The sequence below is a fragment of the Rhizobium mongolense subsp. loessense genome (genome assembly GCF_900099775.1).
Taxonomy (GTDB): domain Bacteria; phylum Pseudomonadota; class Alphaproteobacteria; order Rhizobiales; family Rhizobiaceae; genus Rhizobium; species Rhizobium loessense.
On the sequence record NZ_FMTM01000016.1, the window covers coordinates 1 to 14540 of the forward strand.

A 14540-nucleotide genomic window follows, 5' to 3' on the forward strand; every position below is an offset into this window, starting at 1 on the left:
TTGTTCTTCAGCAGCACCGAGCCGCCATCCCCGGCCCCTGCCGCGCTCTCGGCGATGACGATCGTCACGTCGTTGCCGTTGCGCACCAGGGTCACGTCGGACGGGTTGATGTCGCCAAGGACCAGCCGGTCGTCAATGCCGGCGTTGGCCGCCTCGGTGATCGTGTCGGCACCGTCGCCACGATCATAGACATAAGTGTCGTTGCCATTCGCTCCGTTAATCGCGTCGTTCCCGCCGCTGCCTATGAACACAGCTCCGTAGCCAGCTTGTGCACTGAGCACGTCGTCGCCAACGGTACCTTGCACTAGTTGGCGTGTACCGGCTGCGATGTCACATGAAATTGAAATCAGTCGCTGGTCACCGAAGGCCGCGAATGCGGCGTCGAAAGCTGCGGAGTAGGATGCTTGATCACCTCCGTAGAGATCAAGCCGCACCCCCTCAAGATACGGAATGAGCGAGGCGATCATGCGGATTTTTCCGGCATAGTCGTCTGGCGCTAGCATTGATGCCAGCGCTGCAACGGTATCAAGGGCGCCCGTGACGCGATCTGTCTCCTTGTTGTAGTGGAGTGCCCCTAGCGCAAGCCATGGCATCTCGAGAAGATCATCAATTGTCGCCCCGAAATTTCGGCTACTCACCGCCAATTGAGAAGCGAAGTGAGTAAACATGCAGCTGACCGCGTCTTGATAGAGAGCCTCCAACTCAACTGCAGCGTTCGGACCAGGGTCGGGCGTGCCGGCATTGGTCCCCGCCAATTGGCGGTATTGAAAGCCGTAAAATGCCTCTAGGACAGCGAGGTGCTGTGCGTCCATGTAGGCGCCACGGGAGTCAGGCTCGATGTCCGCTGTGCCTGTCCACTCTGCCAGCACTGCCTCGAACGCCGCACGAAAAGAGGCGGGATCGTGCTGAGCCCCGTTCAGCACCAGATCCTTCACGGCGACCCTGAGATCAGTGTCCAACGTCATCGCGTATTGGAGATCGGCTACATCACCCCAGCCCTTCAAGTCGGGTAGCTTAAGCGCTTCAGGGTCGAACACGAATCCATCCGGAATAATCTTGTAGGACGCCATCTGATCGTTAGCATACCAAACGTCAACAATCTCGGCCGTCGACCCGTCCTCGCGTTGGTAAGAAGCAACGTGGCTTATGCTATTTCCCTCGATCGTCTGATTTACAGCTTGAGCATTGACCTGAATAGACGCGATTTGGTGGTCGGCTAACGATCTAAGTTCGCCATCGTCGGTGGTCCCGTTGGCGTTAGAATCGACCCACACTCGCAGTTCGTCAAATTGATCATCGGATGCGCTTATGATGCCGTCATTGTTCGAGTCGAACGGGCGCAGCAACGTGAATCCATCTGTCGTGGCGTTTCCAAATAATTCGTTGATATCATCGATCCGCCCATTGCCGTTTGCATCGTAGGCGAGCGTACCATCTCCGCCAGTTATCCAGCCCGTCCGTTCGGCGAAGCCATCGGCATCAAGATCGAAATAGACATTTGAGCCCTCGATGTTGGTGAGTTCGATGCCATCACCGTCAAGATCCAGGACAAGTGGGGAAATCGGCGGAGCAGTCATCGGGCTGCCGGTCGAGGGCCACGGCGGCGCAAGACATGCGTTCGCCGGTGGGTTAAGAGGATCCTGAAGTGTGTTGTGCGCACCCGGTATGGGGTAACCTTCTGGGTTTGGAAGATTCAATCCCACCGTCTCGAGAAGACTCCTCACCAATGTGTTGCTGTTCTGGCTTAGCGGACGATATTCATATCCGACCGCCTCAATCAAATCGACGGCTTGTTGCATTAGATTCCAAATGTCGCTGAGGTCGATTCCCTCGACAACCTCTACGGCGGGAACGCCATCGTAGATGTCGTTGCCTAGTAGTAGGTCATCAGACCTGATGATGATGCGGCCCCATGGAGAGTCTGTATTCGAGTCCGAATAGATCTCTTCGTTAATGAGATCCAATAATTCCATTCCGGGAATATCTGGGCCGCCTTGCAGTACATGGTGGCCGGTGGGCGTGATGTAGTGGAGAGCCAAGTGATAGTTCGAACCCGTACCGCCAATATAGCTATAAGTAACCAAAATACGTTCACTCATAGGAAATCCACCTCATCCTTCTTTACACGAACGTTGATACCTTTGCTTGGGATTTCTCTGGTATTTAAATCGATCCAAAAGTCTGATACCAAATACTTACTAGATAACCGGAACATTTCCCCACTTTTTAGAACTTTATGCCAATGGAAATGGGGGGATTGCTTTACAATTGTTCTAATTGCATCGACGTCGCACGGGCCGTTCGGCAATTTTTCTCGCAGAAGCTTAGTATATCCCCTTATAGATGGCTTCGCTTGGAACATCAAAGCGTCGATCGTTGCGACTATATCTGCTACTTCCTTAGAACATCTGCCACGCTCCACTGTTTGAGCGCCCGCATTTGTGCCCCAGGTCGCGGAAAGCGTGCTCGAAACCATGAGCGCTATAAGAAAGTGTTTCGCTGGCGGAACGCAACGCATCGATAATCTCCAGATTGCCAACGCAAGGCCGGCTGTAAAACATCCGGACGGTAAAGTAATGGAGGACCAGCGCCGCCGCCACTGTTCAGCCTGTCTAGTGGATTCTCGAGGCCGGCCAACACGCTTGAGAATGGAGATGCGCCCTTCGAGTCGGTTATTCGCCGTCGCTCATGCTATTGGAATGCACCACAGAAACACTGTCGAACGACAAGTCGTCGGTCGGCATGTCGGAGCCTGCATATTAATAATTCTGCATATAGTATTTTTTGTTACTCATTATTCTGTTTGACTCGAAATATATATACATATACTCGAATATTATTTCTAATAAAATATCTCTATTTCAGAAACATATAAGTAAAATTCCTCATGCGCCTCGAATTAATGAGGCGATTCAAAATATTATTCAAGTTCGGTTCGGTTTTTCTCCCCCCACTCAATATAATGCAACCACAATCTTCAATTAAAGGAATATTTAATATTTTGCAAGTAGCATTTTTTCTGCGGCCTGTAAAAATTTATATTCTAAGGTTGCATCGACTCCCCCAACAGGATCGGAGCGGCGGGAAGCGTGAAGTCCTCCACCGTGAGCTGTTGTAGACCGAGAAGGCCCAGGCGAACAGGCGGCGCTGGGAGTGGTCGTCGCCGACATCATTATCGTCATCGCGGGCTGCAAATTCCTCCAGAGCACAACCGTCATAGCGCTCTGGGCCTTGCGTCCCCAGGCATTGAGAACCTGCCAGCCGTGCCCAGATACTGCGTCCGAAGCTGTGAGCCTGGGCCGAAAGGCTGAACAGGACCCCAAAATAGCCCGGAGTGCCAGAACCTCATTTCCTACCGCAGAAGCACGGCTAGCCGACCGGGTCCATTGTCAACCCAATTTGGAGACGGGCTGCGGTGGTGACGCCGGCCTGGCGCAGGATCGAAGCGGCCAGCAGCCGGCCGAACCACGCTGCCATGCTGCAGCACCGCCAATACGTTCCAGGCATCGAGCGAGACGATCGCCCGCAGCGCACCGCCGGCAGATCTTGCGCTTGCCGCAACACGCCGCGCCATTCGTCGAGCCGGGCATCCTCGTCCCAGTCGAGATCATAGACCAGCGGATCTTTTTCGCTGGCCGCTTTTGGCGGGGCCGGGCTGCCTTACCTGTTCGATGGCCGCTTCCGATCGGGCCAGCACCGCATCGATGGCGGCAAACTCGGTGTCGAGTGGGCTGGTACCTGTCATCACCGTCGTTCCCCTCCCCCTCTTCCGTCCGCATCTTTGCTGAGCTCACCGTCGGCCGTTGCGGAGTTCTCGGGAGCAGCAATCGCACCGTCGTCGGCAATCCCGGTACCTCGCAAAACTGCGCAAACCGTGAGCCGACAGCGCCCAACCGGCTGGCTGCACACTGATGCGCCGGCGGGTTCGCAAAACGTCGCGGGCGATGGTCAGTTCGTGGGTCGGGGTGCGGATGTCGCGGGTGGCGTCGTGCAGCACCAGGTCTTCGAGATGCACGAGCTCGCCGTCGATCCACAGCGAGCCGCAAGCGTCGGAAGTGCGATCGTCCGATCCAGCCCTGCCCGACCGCCGAGCCGGCAATGCGCTCGTCGAGACGCGACAACGCGATGCCGGCGTCCGAAATCGACCGCAGCTGGGCCTGAATGGGCAATGTCCGAAGATCTTAACACACTGAATTCATAGTAAACGAAGCATTAACCAGAAATGATATACCCCATTACTTCTGCCATGCCTGCGCATTTTTTGGTGGCATCTTGACCATCGATAAGTAACGTTTATCGGAAGTGAGTAGTCTGACGGCAAGAAAGGGCAGGGTGTTCAGATTCACCGGCCGTTTGAAAGCTCGGAAATGTGTGCTCTGCAGGCGACGTCGATATAGTCAATCACCTCGCTTGTGCGTGCCAGAAGCCAGGTTAGCGCTTCTCCTGAAATGCTATAGTGGTGCGAGTACCGCGCTTTAACGTAAGCCTCGTTGAGCGTATTGAACCAAGCCGAGTATCGACGACGATCATGCGGCCAGAGCTCAGATAGGCCCTCTAGCTTTTGTTCTGCGAGACCACGAAGTTCGTTCAGGTTATGCGAGGCGGGACTGTAATTCGAAAAAACCAGAAGGAGGCCTGAATAGGCAAGTTCCAACGCCTGATGGAGCGAAAAAGCGGCTTGCCTCAAGTCTTTCTCAGAAAGGTAAAATTTGCCGCCTTTTAAGAAAGCTCGGGCATCGGACAGCCTGTCCTCGAAATATAGCTTCGCATTTTCGTAGGCCGCTTCAGGGCTGGGCGTCTTTGCAAGAGGAAGTTCTTTGATATCGACCTCGAACAGAACGATGCCTTCCTTCCGAATGTCGGAGAAGAAATACTGGCCCTGGTGAAGCGCGTCCCCTACTTCACGGCGCGAGTGGACGATGGGAGTAACCGGCGTTTTAATGCCTCGGTCACGCATCAAACGGTCCTTGGTAGCGTACCAATACTCGGGGTCCGTCAGCTTCCTCGTATTGACGATGATGAGGAGGTCGTAATCCGAGCGATATCCTTTCTTTGTATGCGGTTCATCAACCCAGGTGCCGCGGGCGTAAGATCCAAAGAGGATAATCTTCCAGATGCGGCCCTTCTTCTTGAACTCCGCCTCCCCTCCCTTCAACGCGTCCTCAAATTCCTCGTGAATGATCTCGACAATGCGCGCCAGTTCGCGCTGCTTCTTTTCCGGCAAATGATCGAGGCTCGACTTCATCAAGGGTAAAACTCCCACTGAATCAATAACTTAGCGCATCCACTGACCTGCGCACCACCCCAATTTCTGAAGGGAAATGGCATGAACCTGGCCGGTTCGTGATATTTCCAGTGCACGATATCGCCCCTCTTCTCCGACGTACTAGCCGCCCGAGATACACATCTGCTCGATACCGGTCTCAACGCCTTGCCCATTCTTATTCACACCAGCATTGGCAGCGCCCCAAGGCGGCGGGAATCTCGCTCCGTCGTCAGCGTACGCGCAGAAGTGGAGTTAGCTCCGATTCCAACTTCAGGAACGCGCAGTCGATAAGAAGGCCTCGACCACGCCGAGGAGCAGCTTAGCTTTGTCCAAAGGAAGTTCCTCAATGTGCTTCATTAAACGGTGGCGCAGTTCCGCTTCCTCTTTAGACTTCCCCCACAAATGTGGCGCGGCAGCAAAGAGCAGATCGAACGGTGAGAAATCCAACAGCTCGCTCAGGTGCACCAGACGAGTCACGTGCATCTTCGATTCGCCACGCTCGTATCGCCCGTAAACCTGTGTGGTGAGACCGAGGAGCGGCGCGAGTTCGGGCCGCGTCAGCCCCCGTCTCTCGCGCGCCGCACGCAATGCTTCGCCGATCTGGTTGTCCATTTCACCCAGTTCAGGAGGACCATCGAAACTAGGTCGTCGGTAGATTGGGTTCCCGATTTCGGGATCACGCGTCTCAACAAGACCCGCGCTTTCGATGTATTTCTCAGTTTTCGTGGTCATCTATGTGCTCTAAGCGCCTCAAGCCAAGGTTCTTATCACTTGAAGGCAGATTCACCGCAACCCCCCGCTCAGGGAAATCAATCTCGCGATTGCCGCTTTCGCGTCGATGGCGGCATACGCAAAACCATGTGTGGATGGATGGAGCTCATGGACCGGGTCTCATGCACCTGGTGGATGGCACCGATTTGAAAACGCGGGCAGCCACCAGCGGGTTACAACGTCGTCGAATTCGACCTACGCGGGCGCTTACTTCCGCAGATTAAAGAAATGTCGGGTTTCCTTGCCTGAATTGTCCTCCTTAATGTCGAAATAGTAAGGCTTGTCACGCAGGGGCCGCGCCGAAAACTCGATGTAACGACATGAATTGTTGCCGGAGTAGACGCGCGTGATTTTTCCATCGATGACGACGCGATCATTGCCCGAGCCATACCGTGGCCGAAAGTTGCGACCGCTGCACCGATCGACGACGCGGCTGCAGCGAGACAGCTCTCTGGCGTGACCATGATCAAAATCTCGCTCTCCGGCGCTTGGTATCCATCCGGCCGGGCAGTCAGCATATTTTTGATAGCCGGGTTTTCCCGCCCCTCCCTCGGGGCACGGGGGCCATGAAAAGCCGGGCCGCTTCATCGCCGAGATCAACCGCTCCATGGACGGATGGCAACTTTGCACACCCTGCCAGGACGGATTGTTGGAGGCGGCGCACAGCAGAACCTCGCAACCCCATTCACTCGCTTCGGCTGGTGTCAATGGCAGCGAGAAACCGAACATGAAAGCAAATGCCAGAACCAGTCTCATCCTCGTGCCCTTTCCTATCGGTCGCTTCGTCGCGGTCTATTGCGCCAGTCGGCGAACGGCGGCGTGATCTCCTGCTCCCGGTCTGAGAGGAGATTCCAGTCGGCCAGCGGGCGGCGCTTCGTGGTGCGATCGATTGCCTTGCGTTGCCATTCGTCCATGCCAAGGGCGTAGGTGCCCCAGAGACCGTAATGCGCGGACCGGGCGTGGCGCTGAGCGGCGATGTATTGTGAGTTGGCGGACCCCTTCAAACCGATCGTAGCCCACCCGACCCGCAGCATCTCCAGTCCCAGGTCGCGCCCCCGCGCCGAACATCTCCCCGACAGATCGTCAAGGCCGGCGTGACTGATCGGCTGGCAGGTGACGATCGCCGTGCCGACAGCGCGCTTGAGCCAGGCCCTGGCGAGCGGACCACATGGAACAGGTGAAGGTGAGGATGCCGCTTGCTTGATCGATGGATCGAATGTCCATTGCGGCAAGGCGCAAGCATCGATGCCTTCCAAGTGAACTCTCCGGCCAAATTCGGGAAACCACAGCGTGTCGCCGCTAATGATCGATACCCGCCCCTTGATCGCTGGCTGAAGGGTGACAATAGCGGGGCCCATGCTGTAGCGGTCGTCGCGCGGAAGATCAGCGCCTGCCGCTTGAAGGCTGCCGAGCCCCGAAACCACCATCAGACTGGCTGCTAAATTCCTCATTGCCCGCCCTCCTGGATACCGCTCGCTGCGCGTCCGAGAAGGATCGAGGGGTGCTGGACATCGGAAAAATGCCAAAGTCCTGACCTGCGTGCCCTCGCCTGCTGTTCGGCGACGGAATAAGCGGGATTGACCGGCAGGCCATCGGCGTCGAGGGCCGCAAAGGCATAGCCCTCGGATATCATCATCGTCCCGAGATCGAGACGCTGGCCGGCAACCACCGCAAAACAAACGACGTAGGTGACAGCGGAATTCTCCGCGATTGGCGCGCAGGCCGGATGCGTGTCCTTGATGAAGGCGGCGAGCACGGAAAGCGATGCGTCGCCGCAATCGTGGCTTTTGCCGGCATTGTTGGTGAAGGTCGTGCCGCGAAGGCAGGACTGTACGCCATAGAGCCGGTAGCGATGGCCATTCATCGACCAGGTATCACCGGTCTCCAGGACGGCACGCGCTCCCAGATCGAAATATCCCGCCGGCGCGGCGAACGCTGTCGACGCTTTCATCGCCAGGATCAGGCCAACCGTGATACCGCCCGTCCCGCTCATTGGCCCTGCACCCGTGGATCTGCCCACATGCCAAAGCCACCGCGGCCAATCTTCTCGGCCTCAACAAGGTCCGGCCGCGTCGGCGAGCCATCCGTTTTCTTGGAAAGCCGTAAAGCGCCAAGCGAGACAAGCTGCTCTTCGAGATTATCGACCGTATCGAGCGTACCGGGATAATTGTAATAGCCGAAACAGGTCACGTCCTTTATGGCCGCGTTCTCTTCCGAAAGAAAAGCGCGGCAATAGAGAACCTTTGCCGCCTTCAGCTTTATCGAGAGCTGTTCCCTTGCGAAGTCATCGCATCGCCCGCTGAAGCCTTCGGTTCGATTGACCATCTCGCCCCGGCAGGGCTCAAGCCCGAACAAGTGCAGCGAGGTCTTGTCGTCCACCTTGAAATCCGTCGAGGATGTCGCCTGGAACCCGTTGGCAGACACGTAGCCCTTTCGCGCCGCCACGGACTTCTGTCCATCGTAGTACTCGACGACGAGGACCGTCTTTCCGGGTGCGGCGAGCGAGCGGATGTAGTCGCCGTTGACTGAACCCGCCGCCTCAGCCGATCCGGCCATCAGCGCCATGAGCAGCGACATCCAACTCGCATCCGAAAATAGAACATGTCCGTATTTGATATCTGTTTTCGTAAGCGGGAGTTGCATTTTTCCTCTTTTCGACTCGCTTTCTTTGATGTACGAGATATCATATACGGTAAACTTTCGCAATCGACAATCATCACCCATCGTTCCACCTAGCGGTTCGCACCTGGGAATTGAAGCGAGTTTCGATAGATGCAACGTCTGCTCAAAAACCTGGCGATAGTGACCTACGCGGTACTCGCAGCGTGCGATCCTGCCGCAGCGAAAAATGCGCAACAGTTTGATATACAAAGGCTTTTCACCGCAAGAGACCGCAGCGCCCATAAGGCGTCGAACGTTCCGAATCCGTCGGAAAAGGCGAACACTTCGATTTTTTACCTGGATGCCAATGGCTCCGTCCTGCCGACCCCGGCGACTGCTGGTGAGAATAATATTAGATATCTAACAGCGGACCGTGATGTCGACGAAAGAGGTTCTGTCGAGTCGCCCACACGAAACCCTAGCGAGAACAATAATGGGTATGTTTTGCCAAAAGCGCCGTGCCCGGTTTCACCCGTACCTGTGGACAAGATCATTGAGATTATCGAGCGGTCGGCGCGTGCACGTGGCGTTGATCCTGGCTTCGCCACCGCCGTTGCCTGGGCGGAAAGCCGCTTCGACCGTGTCCGCAATAGCTCGAAGGGCGCCCGTGGTCCCATGCAGTTGATGCCGGGGACGACAAGAGAACTCGGCGTGAGCGACGTCTGCGATCCTGTCGCCAATGTCGATGGCGGCATCCGTCACCTGCGAGCACTTCTGGACGAATTTCAGAACCCGCTACTCGCGGCCGCCGCCTACAACGCCGGCGCCCAGGCCGTCCGAGATCATGACGGTATTCCGCCCTATGCGGAAACCGTCAGCTACCTGGCAGAGATCCTGAATTTCCAGCTCGGGCTACGTGCTCCGGAAGCTCGCACGGCTCCAGACAAATCCGCACAGCGATCCGTGGACAGCGGTGTCATCGGCCGCACGTCCGTCGCCCGCTTCGTCGGCGGCGTCATGAAATTCCGACATGCAAGAGGAAACAGGAAATGAAGCAAGCCATTCGTTCACCCCATATTCAACGCCGCCGACTTCTTGTCATTGGTCTGGCGGCCGTTGCGCAGCTGATTTCGGCCGATTGGGCATACGCACAGGAACTCGGCCAGGCATTCGCGCCCCTTCAAGCCATCTTTCAGGCTATCGTCGATTTCATCACCGGCCCGTTCGGGCGCCTCTGCGCAATCATCGCCGTGATGTCGATGGGATTTCTGGCCTGGGTAGGCCGACTTAGCTGGTTTCTGGCCGGGGGTATTGCTCTCGGCATCGGACTTGTTTTCGGAGGTCCTGGAATCGTCGATTCCCTGATTGCGATCGTGGGGTCATGAGCATGATCACCCAGAACCCGGAGAAGCCCGCCCTCACACCATTGGTCATCGGCCTAACGCGTTCACCGACACTGTGGGGCGTGCCCTATCTCGCCGGCGTGATCATGCTCGGGCTGACGATCATTGCCTGGCTGGCGTCGAATACGATCTGGGCGTTTCTGACCGCACCCGTCACCTATATGACGCTTTTCACCCTTTGCGCCTGGGACGCCCGGATCCTCGATGTCCTGCAGGTGGCTACACGGCTGACACCCCGAACGCCCAACAAGACGTTCTGGGGCGCCAACTCCTACGGGCCGTGACGATGCTGAAGGTGATCCGCGAAGAGCTCGGCTTTGGATCTGTCGGTCATCGAGAACGGCCAATGGCAAGTCATATACCCTATCTCAGGCATGTCGCTGATTCCATCCTTCGGCTTGAGAGTGGCGCCGTGATGACGGTCCTAAAACTGGATGGGCTCTTCTTCCAGACGGAAGACCAGGCCGAGCTCAACATGCGCTCGGTGGTCCAAAACACCATGATCCGGGCGCTTGGATCGAGCCGGTTCTCCTTGTGGTCGACAGTCATCCGTCGGCAGGTCGACACAGTCATGGACGGAGATTTCGAAGATCCCTTCTGCGAGGTGGTCGACCGGCGCTATATGACGGCGCTTGGCCACAAGCGGATGTTCACCAATGAGATCTACCTGACGGTCCTGCGGTCAGGATTGCGCGGCGCACTGGCCGCCGGTGATGGCGTTCGGCGCTTCCTGAACAAAGCCGCCGGCCGCGCCGCACACGACGAACAGCTTCGAGAGGCAACGACCGAGCTCGAGGAGCTGACCGACAGCCTTGCCCGCGACCTCAGCAAATACGGCGCCCGCACCCTCGGAATAGCCTACCGGAAGGGCGAACCTTATTCCGAGCCATGCGAATTCCTGAACATGGTTCTCACCTGCGGCCTACAGCGCGGCATGCGGCTGCCGCGCATGGAGCTTGCCAACTATGTCGGCACCTCGCGGCTGCATTTTTCACGGCGGACGCTGCAGGCACAAGGAGCTGTCCCTGAGGACAACCGCTTCGGCGCCATAGTTTCGATAAAGGAGTATCCGCCATTTACAGGGCCGGGCATGCTGGACGGGCTCCTGCAGGTCAATCACGAATTCATCCTCACCCAATCCTTCACGATTGCCGACAAGCCGATCGCCCAGGAACGCATTTCGCGCCTGAAACGCCAGATCGGCGCATCGGATGAAGCCGGCAGCGATGTCGAGAACGATATCGACTTTGCGCTGAACAGCCTTCTCAACCAGGAAGCCATTTTCGGATTCCATCATCTGTCGCTGCTCTGCCTGTCGCGGGATCTCGAGGGGGTGAACAAGGCGGTCTCCGACCTTGGCGCCTGCCTCACCGACATGAACATCAACTGGCTGCGGGAAGATTTGAACCTCGAGGCGTCCTTTTGGGCGCAGTTGCCGGGGAACCATGCCTACATCGCCCGCAAGGCCATGCTGTCGAGCGCCAACTTTTCAGGCTTGTCGTCGATGCACAATTTCGCGTCGGGCCAGAGAGACGCCCTGCATTGGGGTAGTCCCATCACCATCCTCGAAACGACCAGCCAGACGCCCTATTGGTTCAACTTCCACCAACGCGACATCGGGCATTTTCTGGTCACTGGTCCGACCGGTTCCGGCAAAACGGTGGCGCTGACCTTCCTGCTTGCCCAGGCATTTCGCGTGCGGCCAAGTCCGAAAGCGGTTTTCTTCGATAAGGATCGTGGTGCGGAAATCTTCATTCGCGCGATCAACGGCGCCTACGAGGTTCTGTCGCCGGGTACGCCGACCGGCTTCAATCCTCTGCAGCTCGAAAATACCGGTGAGAACCGCGAGTTCCTGCTGCGGTTGCTGAAGACCATGCTACGTCGGGGCGACGGAACCGGCTTTGACAGGCAAGAGGAAGATATCCTCGAACGCGCCGTCGTCAGGTTGATGCAGGAGCCGTCCTCCCAGCGCAACCTTTCCAATCTCGCAGGCCTGCTGACCGGTCGATCACGTGCCGGTCCAAACGATCTTCATTCGCGCCTCCGACCCTGGATCGAAGGCGAGAAGGCCTGGCTCTTCAACGCCTCCCATGACGTGCTTTCTTTCTCCGGGCGCGCGGCCTTCGGCTTCGACATGACCAGCATCCTCGACAATGACGAGGTGCGCAGCCCGGCGCTCATGTACATCTATCATCGTCTGAATGAGCTGTTCGACGGCACCCCGGTCATGATCTTCATGGATGAGGGATGGCGGCTTTTGAGGGATCCGATATTCAGCGACTTCATCGTCGACAAGATGAAGACGATCCGCAAGCTGAACGGCATCGTCGGCTTCGGGACCCAATCGGCGGCCGACATCGCGCGCTCAACTGCGGCTCACACACTGATCGAGCAGTCGGCGACCAATATCCATTTCCCCAATCCGCGCGCCGACGAGGAAAGCTACATCCACCGGTTCGGCCTGACAGCGAAGGAATTCAACTTCATCCGCACCACGCCGCCGGAGAAGCGGGCATTCCTGATTAAGCATGGCAACGACAGTGTCATCGCCAAGCTCGATCTCGGCGTGATGCCCGACTTGATCAAGGTCCTGTCGGGCCGAAACGAGACGATCGAGGAATGCGCGCATCTGCGCGAAATCTATGGCGACGATCCGGCCGCATGGCTTGGAAAATTTTGCGGCTGGGAGGGCGATATATGAGGGTCGCCGTTCTCTCAGCAATGCTCGCGCCGGTGATTTCGGCTTCTATCGCATCGGCGGACGTGCCGGTCGTCGACGACACCAATCTCGGCGAACGGAAGGATCGGGATGAGGCGACGACGAGCATCGTGGACACCGACCACGGCCGTTATACGATCCATAGCTCTGTCACCTGCTCGATGTACCGTCCCGGGCGGCGCAACGATCCGGTTGGCGCGGCCGAAGCCAATCCGGAAATCTCCGGTCTGGTGCGCCGTGTCGCCCGCGAGGAAGGCGTCGACGAAAACCAGTTCCTTGCTCTCGTCTATCAGGAGAGTCGCTTCAACCCCTGCGCCAAATCTGCAGCCGGGGCCACCGGCCTTGCCCAGTTGATGCCCGCCACGGCGGCGCAATTGGGTGTCGACGAAAACAACATCGAACAGAATCTTCGCGGTGGCGCCTGCTATTACAAGCAACAATTGGATCGCTACGGCGGCAACGTATCGTTGGCGCTTGCGGCCTATAATTCAGGCCCCGGCAACGTGAACAGATATGGCGGGATTCCACCGTTCAAGGAAACACAGGGCTACGTCGCCTCGATCACTCGAGATTGGCTGCCCGCCTTCGGCGGATCGGACAAATCGGGCATACCCCTCAACTTTGGAGGCGGTGAGACAGTCTATACCGGCATGCGATCGTCAACGCTGAATGCCATGGGTGCGACAACGGCGACAAGCGACAGTCTCGGCAACGTGGCAAGCTGGTATCACCAACTCGGTCAGCTGCAGACTGGCACCATCCAGGATAGCTGGGACCACAATTCCACCGCGCGCAATGCTAACCTCGAGATGATGAACAACGTCATCAAGCTCGGCAGGGCGATGGCCGATCTCGTCAATTCGCGAAACGCTGTCTCATCTGCCCACCTCTCCGGCTCGTCGCGCACCGCCACCCCTAACAGGGATGATGAACAGCCGAGCGACGCCACGCACCCATGCGACGCGCGCCAGAATCTTGTTTGGAGCGATGAGGAACAGGCCTGTGTCGAAAGACGGGAAAATGAGAACCAGGTCCAGCTGATGCTGGAGCCTCAATGAGGGAGAATCGATAGATGAGAACGATCCTTTGGGGCGGCCTTGCGCTGCTTGCATTTCCTGCGTCTGCATTGGCCGACGTGCCGGTCATCGACCGCACCAACTACGAAGTCGCCAAGAAAACGGCGGAGGCGACCGACCAGATCCTCGATACCAACAAGAACATCCTGACCACGGTCGAAGATACGTTGCAGGCTGTCACCGGAGATCGTGGCAGCATGGCCGGCCCGCTGAAGTATCTCGCCATCGGCAATGGCTTCAGCGTCGCGACAATCCCCTCCTTCGACAGCATCCTGAAAGATGGCGTGCCGAACTTCGGCAGCATGAGCGGCGATATTACGAAGGCGGCGACCGCGTTCATCAACGGTCTGCAACTGGTGAAGTCACTATCTGGAAAGGAGAACAGCAGTTTCTCCGGCGACAAGTCGTATGAGCAACTGGTGAACACCTTGCTCGGCGTTTCCGCTCTTATCAATGGGTCTCAACAGGCGATCGAGAGCCGTCGCAGCGCGTTCGAGCAGGCGGGCGCCCAGATCGGCACTGCTCAGGATATCAAAGGCTCGATCGACCAGAACACACAGCTTCAGGTGCAATCTGGGCTGACGCTCAACGAGCTGATCGGCGTGATGAACGGTGCCGTCACCTCGTTGCAGGCCGAAAACCAGCGCCGCCTCACCGATATCTCCAACACCAAGAAGACGCTTACCTACGGGAACTGACGATGC

At 57.3% G+C, this 14540-nt stretch carries 13 protein-coding genes and 1 pseudogene; 6 read left to right on the forward strand and 8 right to left on the reverse strand.

Translation table 11 applies throughout. The annotated features are described in order from the left end of the window. The 8 genes and pseudogenes from BLP23_RS29755 to BLP23_RS29800 all read right to left on the reverse strand — a co-directional run. Positions 1-2099 (reverse strand): annotated as a pseudogene (locus BLP23_RS29755) (hypothetical protein); the annotation flags it as partial. A gap of 1270 nt (positions 2100-3369) precedes the next feature. Beyond that, a complete protein-coding gene (locus BLP23_RS29765; protein WP_233426858.1) occupies positions 3370-3564 on the reverse strand; it encodes a hypothetical protein in 195 nt (64 codons plus the stop codon). Between the two features lie 778 nt (positions 3565-4342). Beyond that, positions 4343-5245: a nucleotidyltransferase and HEPN domain-containing protein gene (locus BLP23_RS29775; RefSeq protein WP_092588319.1), complete on the reverse strand. Its 903-nt coding sequence runs from the start codon at positions 5243-5245 to the stop codon at positions 4343-4345. Between the two features lie 291 nt (positions 5246-5536). Continuing rightward, complete coding sequence (locus tag BLP23_RS29780; RefSeq protein ID WP_092588320.1) at positions 5537-5998, reverse strand: helix-turn-helix domain-containing protein; 462 nt, start codon at positions 5996-5998, stop codon at positions 5537-5539. Positions 5999-6244: 246 nt separating this feature from the next. Further along, complete coding sequence (locus tag BLP23_RS29785) at positions 6245-6793, reverse strand: hypothetical protein (protein WP_092588321.1); 549 nt, start codon at positions 6791-6793, stop codon at positions 6245-6247. Positions 6794-6807: 14 nt separating this feature from the next. Further along, positions 6808-7488 carry a thermonuclease family protein gene (locus BLP23_RS29790; RefSeq protein WP_233426859.1) on the reverse strand — a complete coding sequence of 227 codons (681 nt, stop codon included), beginning with the start codon at positions 7486-7488 and terminating at the stop codon, positions 6808-6810. Next, positions 7485-8030, reverse strand: coding sequence for a thermonuclease family protein (locus tag BLP23_RS29795; RefSeq protein WP_092588322.1), 546 nt, complete (start codon positions 8028-8030; stop codon positions 7485-7487). Before BLP23_RS29795 ends, BLP23_RS29790 begins: the two co-directional genes overlap by 4 nt. Beyond that, positions 8027-8614: a hypothetical protein gene (locus tag BLP23_RS29800; protein ID WP_092588407.1), complete on the reverse strand. Its 588-nt coding sequence runs from the start codon at positions 8612-8614 to the stop codon at positions 8027-8029. The genes BLP23_RS29795 and BLP23_RS29800 overlap by 4 nt, the downstream gene beginning before the upstream one ends. Before the next feature lie 195 nt (positions 8615-8809). Between BLP23_RS29800 and BLP23_RS34140 the strand changes: the two genes are divergently transcribed. Genes BLP23_RS34140 through BLP23_RS29830 form a run of 6 tightly spaced genes read left to right on the forward strand, consistent with a single transcriptional unit; the run spans position 8810 to position 14534 of the window. Then, positions 8810-9691, forward strand: coding sequence for a lytic transglycosylase domain-containing protein (locus BLP23_RS34140; protein WP_092588323.1), 882 nt, complete (start codon positions 8810-8812; stop codon positions 9689-9691). Beyond that, positions 9688-10023 (forward strand): TrbC/VirB2 family type IV secretion system protein, encoded by a 336-nt coding sequence (locus BLP23_RS29810; RefSeq protein WP_092588324.1) that lies wholly within the window; start codon positions 9688-9690, stop codon positions 10021-10023. Before BLP23_RS34140 ends, BLP23_RS29810 begins: the two co-directional genes overlap by 4 nt. A gap of 2 nt (positions 10024-10025) precedes the next feature. Beyond that, the gene (locus BLP23_RS29815) at positions 10026-10325 is read left to right on the forward strand and encodes a VirB3 family type IV secretion system protein (protein WP_092588408.1); all 300 of its coding nucleotides are present in this window, start codon (positions 10026-10028) and stop codon (positions 10323-10325) included. A gap of 2 nt (positions 10326-10327) precedes the next feature. After that, the gene (locus BLP23_RS29820) at positions 10328-12742 is read left to right on the forward strand and encodes a VirB4 family type IV secretion/conjugal transfer ATPase (RefSeq protein ID WP_092588325.1); all 2415 of its coding nucleotides are present in this window, start codon (positions 10328-10330) and stop codon (positions 12740-12742) included. Then, positions 12739-13818, forward strand: a complete 1080-nt coding sequence (locus tag BLP23_RS29825; RefSeq protein WP_092588326.1) for a lytic transglycosylase domain-containing protein — start codon at positions 12739-12741, stop codon at positions 13816-13818. The genes BLP23_RS29820 and BLP23_RS29825 overlap by 4 nt, the downstream gene beginning before the upstream one ends. A 14-nt stretch (positions 13819-13832) precedes the next feature. Further along, the gene (locus tag BLP23_RS29830; RefSeq protein WP_092588327.1) at positions 13833-14534 is read left to right on the forward strand and encodes a type IV secretion system protein; all 702 of its coding nucleotides are present in this window, start codon (positions 13833-13835) and stop codon (positions 14532-14534) included. The last annotated feature ends 6 nt before the right edge of the window (positions 14535-14540 follow it).

Coding starts and splice junctions, on each gene's coding strand:
- BLP23_RS29775 (WP_092588319.1), bottom strand. CDS start 5,245: ATGAAGTCGAGCCTCGATCATTTGCCGGAAAAGAAGCAGCGCGAACTG.
- BLP23_RS29780 (WP_092588320.1), bottom strand. CDS start 5,998: ATGACCACGAAAACTGAGAAATACATCGAAAGCGCGGGTCTTGTTGAG.
- BLP23_RS29785 (WP_092588321.1), bottom strand. CDS start 6,793: ATGAGACTGGTTCTGGCATTTGCTTTCATGTTCGGTTTCTCGCTGCCA.
- BLP23_RS29790 (WP_233426859.1), bottom strand. CDS start 7,488: ATGAGGAATTTAGCAGCCAGTCTGATGGTGGTTTCGGGGCTCGGCAGC.
- BLP23_RS29795 (WP_092588322.1), bottom strand. CDS start 8,030: ATGAGCGGGACGGGCGGTATCACGGTTGGCCTGATCCTGGCGATGAAA.
- BLP23_RS29800 (WP_092588407.1), bottom strand. CDS start 8,614: ATGTCGCTGCTCATGGCGCTGATGGCCGGATCGGCTGAGGCGGCGGGT.
- BLP23_RS34140 (WP_092588323.1), top strand. CDS start 8,810: ATGCAACGTCTGCTCAAAAACCTGGCGATAGTGACCTACGCGGTACTC.
- BLP23_RS29810 (WP_092588324.1), top strand. CDS start 9,688: ATGAAGCAAGCCATTCGTTCACCCCATATTCAACGCCGCCGACTTCTT.
- BLP23_RS29815 (WP_092588408.1), top strand. CDS start 10,026: ATGATCACCCAGAACCCGGAGAAGCCCGCCCTCACACCATTGGTCATC.
- BLP23_RS29820 (WP_092588325.1), top strand. CDS start 10,328: ATGCTGAAGGTGATCCGCGAAGAGCTCGGCTTTGGATCTGTCGGTCAT.
- BLP23_RS29825 (WP_092588326.1), top strand. CDS start 12,739: ATGAGGGTCGCCGTTCTCTCAGCAATGCTCGCGCCGGTGATTTCGGCT.
- BLP23_RS29830 (WP_092588327.1), top strand. CDS start 13,833: ATGAGAACGATCCTTTGGGGCGGCCTTGCGCTGCTTGCATTTCCTGCG.